Source organism: Leyella stercorea, from assembly GCF_021531355.1.
Classification (GTDB): domain Bacteria; phylum Bacteroidota; class Bacteroidia; order Bacteroidales; family Bacteroidaceae; genus Prevotella.
In genome coordinates this window covers 21,253-29,221 of sequence record NZ_JADYTS010000041.1, presented here as the reverse complement: position 1 = coordinate 29,221, position 7,969 = coordinate 21,253, and the positions used below count along the sequence as shown (strand labels likewise).

Sequence of the window (7,969 nt, the reverse complement as noted above, 5' to 3'; positions counted from 1 at the left end):
CCTCCCCCGCAGGGAGGGGAGTGGTATGCTTTGATTGCTGCAAAAGCCCCACCCCCTTGCCCCTCCCCCGTAGGGAGGAGAGTGATGTGCTTTGATTGCTGTGGTTTGATTGCTGTGGTTTGATTGCTATAACGATTATACAGTGTTTTTTTGTTGATTGATGGAAACAGATATAAAAGACCCTATAATGCCAACATCAGACAATTCGTCAGATGAACACGAGAAGTCGATGTGTGAATCCGACGCTTCCGATGTGAGCGTAACCGAACATATCACTCCCCTCCATACGGGGGAGGGGCCGGGGGTAGGGCTTTGTGGGCTTTCCTCCATCCTCCACAAATACTGGGGATATCCTGCGTTTCGTGGTATTCAGGGCGACATAATTAGCAGCATATCACAGCATAAGGATACCCTCGGACTCATGCCTACCGGTGGAGGCAAGTCACTCACGTTTCAGGTCCCGGCACTTGCCATGGAAGGAACGTGCATTGTCGTGACACCGCTCATCGCATTGATGAAAGACCAGGTGCAGAATCTGCGCCGTCGTGGCATCATTGCCGCAGCCATATATTCAGGAATGAGTCGCCGTGAGATATTGGGCGCACTTGACAACTGCATACTCGGCGACACCAAACTGCTGTATGTGTCGCCCGAACGTATTGGTACCGAACTGTTCAAGGCAAAGCTTGAGCACATGAAAGTCAGCTTCATCACTGTCGATGAGGCTCACTGTATATCGCAATGGGGCTACGACTTCCGCCCTTCCTATCTGCACATCGCTGACATACGTGCGCTGAAACCCAATGTACCCGTACTGGCACTCACCGCCACAGCAACACCGCAGGTGATAGACGACATACAGGACAGGCTCGGATTTCGCGAGAAGAATGTCTTCCGCATGAGTTTCGAGCGCAAGAACCTCACCTATGTAGTGCGCAACACAGGCAATAAGGAAGAGGAACTGATACACATACTCAAGTCGACACATGGCAGCGCCATAGTATATGTGCGCAGTCGCCGACGCACCAAGGAGATAAGCGAACTGATAGAGCAGAACGATATCAGCGCTACCTTCTATCATGCCGGACTCGAACATGCAATAAAGGATCTACGACAACAGCAGTGGCACGACGACGAGAAGCGTGTGATGGTGGCTACCAACGCCTTCGGAATGGGCATTGACAAACCAGACGTGCGACTTGTAGTGCACATAGACTGTCCAAATTCCATTGAGGCGTATTTTCAGGAGGCAGGCCGTGCCGGACGTGATGGAGAACGTGCCTACGCCGTGTTGCTATATAACGACAGCGACCGTTTGCGTCTTGATAGGCGAGTGCTTGAAGAATTTCCCGACCGTCAAACTATCTGCAATGTCTACGACCATCTTGCCTATTTCCTGCAAGTGGCAGCCGACGATGGGGCAGGACATACCTTTGCGCTCGACCTCGACCGCTTCTGCCGCACGTTCAAGCATTTCCCGACCATAGCCAATTCGGCTCTTCGCATACTGGCACGTGCCGGATATATCGAATATGAGACAGATCCCGACTCGCGTACACGTATGAAGTTCATCCTCGAGCGCGACCAGCTCTATCAGCTATACTCTACCAGCCCAAACGAGGAGGCCGTCATCACCGCAGCATTGCGCGAGTATAGCGGCTTGTTCATCGACTATAGGTATATAGAGGAAAGCCGACTGGCGCAGCTCACCGGACTTACGCCGCAGCAGGTTTATCTAATACTTAAGAGTCTGAGCCAGCGCCATATACTACACTTCATCCCTCAGCGTTCGGTGCCGCTTGTCACCTACGTCAGAGACCGTGTCCTGGCTGAAGACATAGTCATTCCGCGCGAGGTGTACGAGGACCGTCGTGAGCAGTTTGAAGCACGCATACGTTCCATGATAGATTATGCATCTAACGACAGCGTGTGCCGCAGCCGTCAGTTGCTTGGCTATTTTGGCGAGACCGACAGCCATGACTGTGAGCGATGCGACGTATGCCTAAGCCATAAGAGCAACAACACGGATGCGCCCGAGCAGAAAGCGCGACAGCAGATAATGGCGTTACTTGCCGACCGCAAGCACCACCATGTCACCGAACTGCAGCAGATAGACTGTCCGCGTGAGGTGCTGCCAGTGGTGCTGGCAAACCTTGTGGGCGAGGAGCTGGTGGCTACCGAGCTAAATGAGATATACTTGAAATAAGTACGCGTACATATATATACACACGCTTGTTGCAATACCTACTTTAAGTGCACAAACCATATATTTGTGCGCATATTTGATAAAAAGTATTTTAAAATAAATTAAAACGCATACTGTTCTTTGCATTGCTCGTTATTTTTTGTTTACTTTTGTGCTAATATTAAGAAATACAAAAGAAGACATATATGTTCGAAAATTTAAGCGACAGACTGGAACGCAGTTTTAAGATACTCAAAGGTGAGGGAAAAATCACCGAGATAAACGTTGCAGAAACACTTAAAGACGTAAGACGCGCATTGCTTGATGCCGACGTCAACTACAAGGTAGCAAAGACATTTACCGATACGGTCAAGAAGAAGGCCATGGGTATGAACGTGCTCACAGCCGTGAAGCCAAGCCAGCTTATGGTGAAGATTGTTCACGACGAATTGGCTGACCTTATGGGTGGCGAAGCTGCCGAACTGCGCTTGACCGGTCGTCCAGCTATTATCCTCATGAGCGGTTTGCAGGGTTCGGGTAAGACTACATTCTCGGGTAAACTTGCCAATATGCTCAAGACCAAGCAGCACAAGAAACCGCTGCTCGTAGCCTGCGACGTTTATCGTCCGGCTGCTATCGACCAGCTCAAGGTGGTTGGCGAGCAGGTAGGTGTACCAGTATATTCAGAGCCAGACAACAAGGACGTTATCGCTATTGCCAACAACGCTCTGCGTGAGGCCAAAGCCAAGAGCTATGATGTAGTGATTGTCGATACTGCGGGTCGTTTGGCAGTTGACGAGGAGATGATGAACGAAATCTCAAATCTCAAGAACGCCATCAATCCCGACGAAACACTCTTCGTAGTCGACTCAATGACCGGTCAGGACGCTGTCAACACAGCCAAGGAGTTCAACGACCGTCTCGACTTCGACGGCGTAGTGCTCACCAAGCTCGACGGTGACACACGAGGTGGTGCAGCCCTTTCAATCCGCACTGTTGTGACAAAGCCAATCAAGTTTGTCGGAACAGGTGAGAAGATGGAGGCTATCGATGTATTCCACCCAGCTCGTATGGCTGACCGTATACTCGGTATGGGCGATATCGTTAGTCTTGTAGAGCGCGCTCAGGAGCAGTTTGACGAGGAGGAGGCACGCCGCCTTCAGAAGAAAATTCAGAAGAACAAGTTCGACTTCAACGACTTCCTCGGACAGATTGAGCAGATAAAGAAGATGGGTAACCTCAAGGATCTCGCTTCGATGATACCTGGCGTTGGCAAGGCCATAAAGGATGTCGACATCGACGACAATGCTTTCAAGGGCATCGAGGCCATCATCAAGAGTATGACTCCGAAGGAGCGCTCTAACCCCGAGATTCTCAATCAGAGCCGCCGCATGCGTATAGCAAAGGGTAGCGGTACCAACATACAGGAGGTGAACCGACTCATCAAGCAGTTTGACCAGACTCGCAAGATGATGAAACTCGTCACCGGAACCAACATGGCAAAGATGGCTGGAATGATGGGAAAGCTGAAGGGAATGCCCGGAATGCCTAAGTTTTAAAACATAACAATATGCAACTGATAGACGGAAAAGCAACTGCCGAAGCCATCAAGGCTGAAATAGCAGAAGAAGTGAAGGCCATAATGGCTAAAGGAGGCAAGCAGCCGCATCTGGCTGCCGTTCTCGTAGGCCATGACGGAGGTTCGGAGACATACGTCAAGAACAAGGTTCTGGCTTGTGAGAAGTGTGGCTTCAAGTCGACACTCATCCGATATGAGGATGATGTCACCGAGGAAGAGCTGCTGGCTTGTGTCGACAAACTCAACCGCGATGCCGACGTAGACGGATTTATCGTGCAGTTGCCGCTGCCGCGCCACATCAACGAGCAGAAGATAATTGAAGCCATCGACTATCGCAAGGATGTTGACGGATTTCATCCAGTCAACGTGGGTCGCATGGCCATCGGACTGCCGTGCTTCATCTCTGCCACACCGCTTGGCATCGTGACGCTGCTCAAGCGTTACGGCATTGAGACAGCCGGCAAGAAGTGCGTAGTGCTCGGTCGCAGCAACATCGTGGGCAAGCCTATGGCGCAGCTTATGATGCAGAAGCAGTATGGCGATTGCACCGTCACCGTGTGCCACTCGCACACCAAGGACATCAAGCACGAATGTCTTGAGGCAGACATCATCATTGCTGCAATAGGTCGCCCCGACTTTGTGACAGCCGATATGGTGAAGCCTGGAGCGGTAATCATCGATGTAGGCACAACACGTGTGCCCGATGCTACACGCAAGAGCGGCTACCGTCTTAATGGTGACGTGAAGTTCGATGAGGTTGCACCAAAATGTTCATACATAACACCTGTACCTGGTGGCGTGGGTCCGATGACGATTTGCTCGCTCATGAAGAACACGCTTCAGGCGGCAGTTGGTAAGTAGTTGTGATGTTGTCCACCATCTCAACATCACACCATCTCAACCTTAATATAACAACAATGACAGCAGAGGATTATTACAAGCTCGGTAATGAGCACAGACGCAAGGGCGACTGGAAACATGCACTCGATTGCTATCTTGAAGCGATAGCTCTCGACCCCGATTCGCCAGCCGTCGAAGCCAAACAGATGCTTGACGACATACTTGCTTATCGTTGCAAAGACATGTATAACCCTTAATCAAATAAACTACACACCCTAAAACAAAACGAAAAACTATGGGAAAAATGAAAGGTGTCATCGTGGTCAATACCGACCGGTGCAAGGGGTGCTCCCTTTGCGTGGTGGCTTGCCCAAAAAATGTGATTGCCCTGTCAGCGAAAGCCGTCAATGTACATGGCTATCGCTATGCTGAGGCAGTGCTTCCGGACGAATGTATCGGATGCGCGTCGTGCGGTATTGTATGTCCTGACGGATGTATAACAGTTTACAGAAAAAAAATGGAGGACTAATCGCTATGGCAGAACAGGAAGTAAAACTTATGAAAGGCAACGAGGCTCTTGCTCACGCTGCCATTCGTTGTGGCGCCGATGGCTATTTCGGCTATCCAATTACGCCACAGACAGAAGTCATTGAAACACTTGCCGAGCTCAAGCCGTGGGAAACAACCGGTATGGTTGTGGTACAGGCAGAGAGTGAGGTGGCATCCATCAATATGGTTTATGGTGGTGGTGGTGCCGGTAAGAAGGTAATGACCTCGTCGTCAAGTCCTGGTGTGTCGCTCATGCAGGAAGGCATTTCCTACATGGCAGGCGCTGAAGTTCCCGGACTTATAGTAAATGTACAGCGCGGAGGTCCCGGATTGGGCACCATCCAGCCATCGCAGAGTGACTATTTCCAGGCCACACGTGGTGGCGGCAATGGCGACTATTACGTCATTGTGCTTGCTCCGAACTCGGTGCAGGAGATGGCAGACTTTGTTGACCTCGCCTTTACACTTGCCTTTAAATATCGTACACCGGCTATGATTCTTAGTGACGGTGTAATCGGACAGATGATGGAGAAGGTGGTATTGCCGCCTATCAAGCCCCGTCGCACTGAAGAGGAGATTCTGCGCGAGTGCCCTTGGGCAACAACAGGACGTTCAAAGGGTCGCAAGCCCAACGTAATCACTTCGCTTGAGTTGAAGTCGGAGGTTATGGAGCTGCGCAACCTGCATCTGCAGGAGAAGTATCGCAAGATACGTGAGAATGAGGTTCGCTACGAAACCAAGTTCATGGACGATGCCGAATATATGATTGTGGCATTCGGTAGCGCAGCGCGCATTGCCGAGAAGGCCATTGAGATGGCACGTGCCGAACGCATAAAGGTGGGACTGTTCCGTCCTATTACGCTGTGGCCGTTCCCGACAAACGAGATAGCAGCTGCAGCAGCTAAGGTCAAGGGTATACTTGTAGCCGAAATCAATGCCGGACAGATGGTAGACGATGTACGTCTGGCGGTTAATGGCGCAGTACCTGTAGAGCATTACGGACGACTCGGTGGCATCGTGCCCGAGCCAGAGGAAATGGTAAAAGTATTAAAGGAGAAATTGGTATGAACGATATAGTATCACCCGAGAACCTGGTATACAAGAAGCCAGATCTTCTCAACGAAAACCATATGCACTATTGCGCCGGTTGCTCACACGGCATGGTACACAAACTCGTAGCCGAGGTAATTGAGGAAATGGGCATGCAGGACAAGACGATTGGCGTAAGCCCCGTTGGTTGTGCTGTGTTTGCATATAATTATATCGACATCGACTGGCAGGAAGCTGCACACGGACGTGCTCCAGCCTGTGCCACAGCTATCAAGCGTTTGTGGCCCGACCGCCTCGTGTTTACCTATCAGGGCGACGGTGACATGGCTTGTATAGGTACGGCAGAGAGCATTCACGCACTCAACCGTGGCGAGCACATTGCCATGATATTCATCAACAATGCCATATATGGTATGACCGGCGGTCAGATGGCTCCTACAACCCTCATCGGTCAGAAGACATCGACATGTCCTTACGGTCGCGACCCGCGTCTGCACGGATGGCCGCTCAATCTCTCTGAGATAGCAGCCCAGCTGCCCGGTACATGCTACGTATCGCGTCAGAGTGTTGAGAATGTAGCCTCTATACGCAAGGCCAAGGCAGCCATCAAGAAGGCATTCACCGCTTCTATGCAGGGCAGCGGATCGTCGCTCGTCGAGATTGTTGCTACATGCAACAGCGGATGGAAGCTCACACCAGTCCAGGCCAACAAGTGGATGGAGGAGAATATGTTTAAGCAGTATCCCAAGGGCGACTTAAAAGACACGACAAACCTATGAAAGCAGAAATAATCATATCAGGTTTCGGAGGACAGGGCGTGCTCTCAATGGGCAAGATACTTGCCTACTCCGGACTTATGGAGGATAAGGAAGTGACATGGATGCCAGCTTACGGCCCCGAACAGCGAGGCGGAACGGCTAATGTCACAGTCATCGTCAGCGACGAACGTATTTCATCGCCAATTCTCAGCCATTACGATGTGGCTATTGTGCTCAACCAGCCTTCGCTCGACAAGTTCGAGCCTAAGGTTAAGCCTGGTGGTATACTTATCTACGATGGTTTCGGCATCATCAATCCGCCGACACGTAAGGACATCAACGTATACCGCATTGACGCCATGGACAAAGCTGCTGAGTTGAAGAACTCGAAGGTGTTCAACATGATTGTATTGGGCGGACTGCTCAAGGTTTGCCCCATCGTAAGCACCGACGGATTGAACAAGGCTTTGTTCAAGACTCTGCCTGAGCGCCATCATGGCCTCATTCCTCTCAACATGCAGGCTGTAGAGGAAGGCATGAAGATAATGACAAAGATGTAGCCATATAGGCTGCAACAACACATCCAATAGAATTTCTATTGAACTTAATTTTTTATAACTCTCTAATTAATTATTGTGGGGGCGGGGTGCAGTGATGCAGTCCGCCTCTTTTTGTTGATATAGGTACGCAAAATACCACAATTTTCGATAAATCGTAAATTATTATAGATTTTTTTTTACATTTCTTTTGTTATTTATGATGTTTTTGTATCTTTGCATCCGGTAACTATTGTAAAGAACTTTTTGACAAATATTGCTAAAACGATAGTATTACGAGCTTAAAGTTGAATTTTTGAAACATAATCACTTAATATGGATGATCGCATGAAGACAAACACTTTGGGCGTATCCTGCGGTAGGATTCTTGAATCTGTAGGTATGCGAAATCTTGTTTTGGGATGTGCCATAGCTTCCTTATTCCAAATGGGGGGTAAATGCGCAAGCCCAA

Annotated in this window: 8 protein-coding genes; all 8 read left to right on the top strand. The window is 49.9% G+C overall.

Annotated features, from left to right (window positions below; all coding sequences use genetic code 11):
- Positions 1-187 precede the first annotated feature (187 nt).
- The 8 genes from I6E38_RS09740 to I6E38_RS09705 all read left to right on the top strand — a co-directional run bounded on the left by I6E38_RS09740 (position 188) and on the right by I6E38_RS09705 (position 7,521).
- Positions 188-2,206, top strand: a complete 2,019-nt coding sequence (locus I6E38_RS09740) for a RecQ family ATP-dependent DNA helicase (RefSeq protein ID WP_235393805.1) — start codon at positions 188-190, stop codon at positions 2,204-2,206.
- A 185-nt stretch (positions 2,207-2,391) separates the two neighbouring features.
- Positions 2,392-3,744 (top strand): signal recognition particle protein, encoded by a 1,353-nt coding sequence (ffh, locus tag I6E38_RS09735; protein ID WP_235393804.1) that lies wholly within the window; start codon positions 2,392-2,394, stop codon positions 3,742-3,744.
- Positions 3,745-3,755: 11 nt separating this feature from the next.
- The gene (folD, locus tag I6E38_RS09730) at positions 3,756-4,625 is read left to right on the top strand and encodes a bifunctional methylenetetrahydrofolate dehydrogenase/methenyltetrahydrofolate cyclohydrolase FolD (protein ID WP_235393803.1); all 870 of its coding nucleotides are present in this window, start codon (positions 3,756-3,758) and stop codon (positions 4,623-4,625) included.
- Positions 4,626-4,681: 56 nt separating this feature from the next.
- On the top strand, positions 4,682-4,861 hold the full coding sequence (locus I6E38_RS09725; protein WP_235393802.1) for a tetratricopeptide repeat protein: 180 nt from the start codon (positions 4,682-4,684) through the stop codon (positions 4,859-4,861).
- A gap of 38 nt (positions 4,862-4,899) precedes the next feature.
- Positions 4,900-5,133 carry a 4Fe-4S binding protein gene (locus I6E38_RS09720; protein ID WP_235393801.1) on the top strand — a complete coding sequence of 78 codons (234 nt, stop codon included), beginning with the start codon at positions 4,900-4,902 and terminating at the stop codon, positions 5,131-5,133.
- 5 nt (positions 5,134-5,138) lie between these two features.
- On the top strand, positions 5,139-6,221 hold the full coding sequence (locus I6E38_RS09715; protein WP_235393800.1) for a 3-methyl-2-oxobutanoate dehydrogenase subunit VorB: 1,083 nt from the start codon (positions 5,139-5,141) through the stop codon (positions 6,219-6,221).
- Positions 6,218-6,982: a thiamine pyrophosphate-dependent enzyme gene (locus I6E38_RS09710; protein ID WP_235393799.1), complete on the top strand. Its 765-nt coding sequence runs from the start codon at positions 6,218-6,220 to the stop codon at positions 6,980-6,982. The genes I6E38_RS09715 and I6E38_RS09710 overlap by 4 nt, the downstream gene beginning before the upstream one ends.
- Positions 6,979-7,521: a 2-oxoacid:acceptor oxidoreductase family protein gene (locus I6E38_RS09705; protein WP_235393798.1), complete on the top strand. Its 543-nt coding sequence runs from the start codon at positions 6,979-6,981 to the stop codon at positions 7,519-7,521. The genes I6E38_RS09710 and I6E38_RS09705 overlap by 4 nt, the downstream gene beginning before the upstream one ends.
- Positions 7,522-7,969 lie beyond the last annotated feature (448 nt).

Excerpts from the sequence above, each read along its gene's own strand:
- I6E38_RS09740 (WP_235393805.1), top strand. The coding sequence starts at position 188 with ATGCCAACATCAGACAATTCGTCAGATGAACACGAGAAGTCGATGTGT.
- ffh (WP_235393804.1), top strand. The coding sequence starts at position 2,392 with ATGTTCGAAAATTTAAGCGACAGACTGGAACGCAGTTTTAAGATACTC.
- folD (WP_235393803.1), top strand. The coding sequence starts at position 3,756 with ATGCAACTGATAGACGGAAAAGCAACTGCCGAAGCCATCAAGGCTGAA.
- I6E38_RS09725 (WP_235393802.1), top strand. The coding sequence starts at position 4,682 with ATGACAGCAGAGGATTATTACAAGCTCGGTAATGAGCACAGACGCAAG.
- I6E38_RS09720 (WP_235393801.1), top strand. The coding sequence starts at position 4,900 with ATGGGAAAAATGAAAGGTGTCATCGTGGTCAATACCGACCGGTGCAAG.
- I6E38_RS09715 (WP_235393800.1), top strand. The coding sequence starts at position 5,139 with ATGGCAGAACAGGAAGTAAAACTTATGAAAGGCAACGAGGCTCTTGCT.
- I6E38_RS09710 (WP_235393799.1), top strand. The coding sequence starts at position 6,218 with ATGAACGATATAGTATCACCCGAGAACCTGGTATACAAGAAGCCAGAT.
- I6E38_RS09705 (WP_235393798.1), top strand. The coding sequence starts at position 6,979 with ATGAAAGCAGAAATAATCATATCAGGTTTCGGAGGACAGGGCGTGCTC.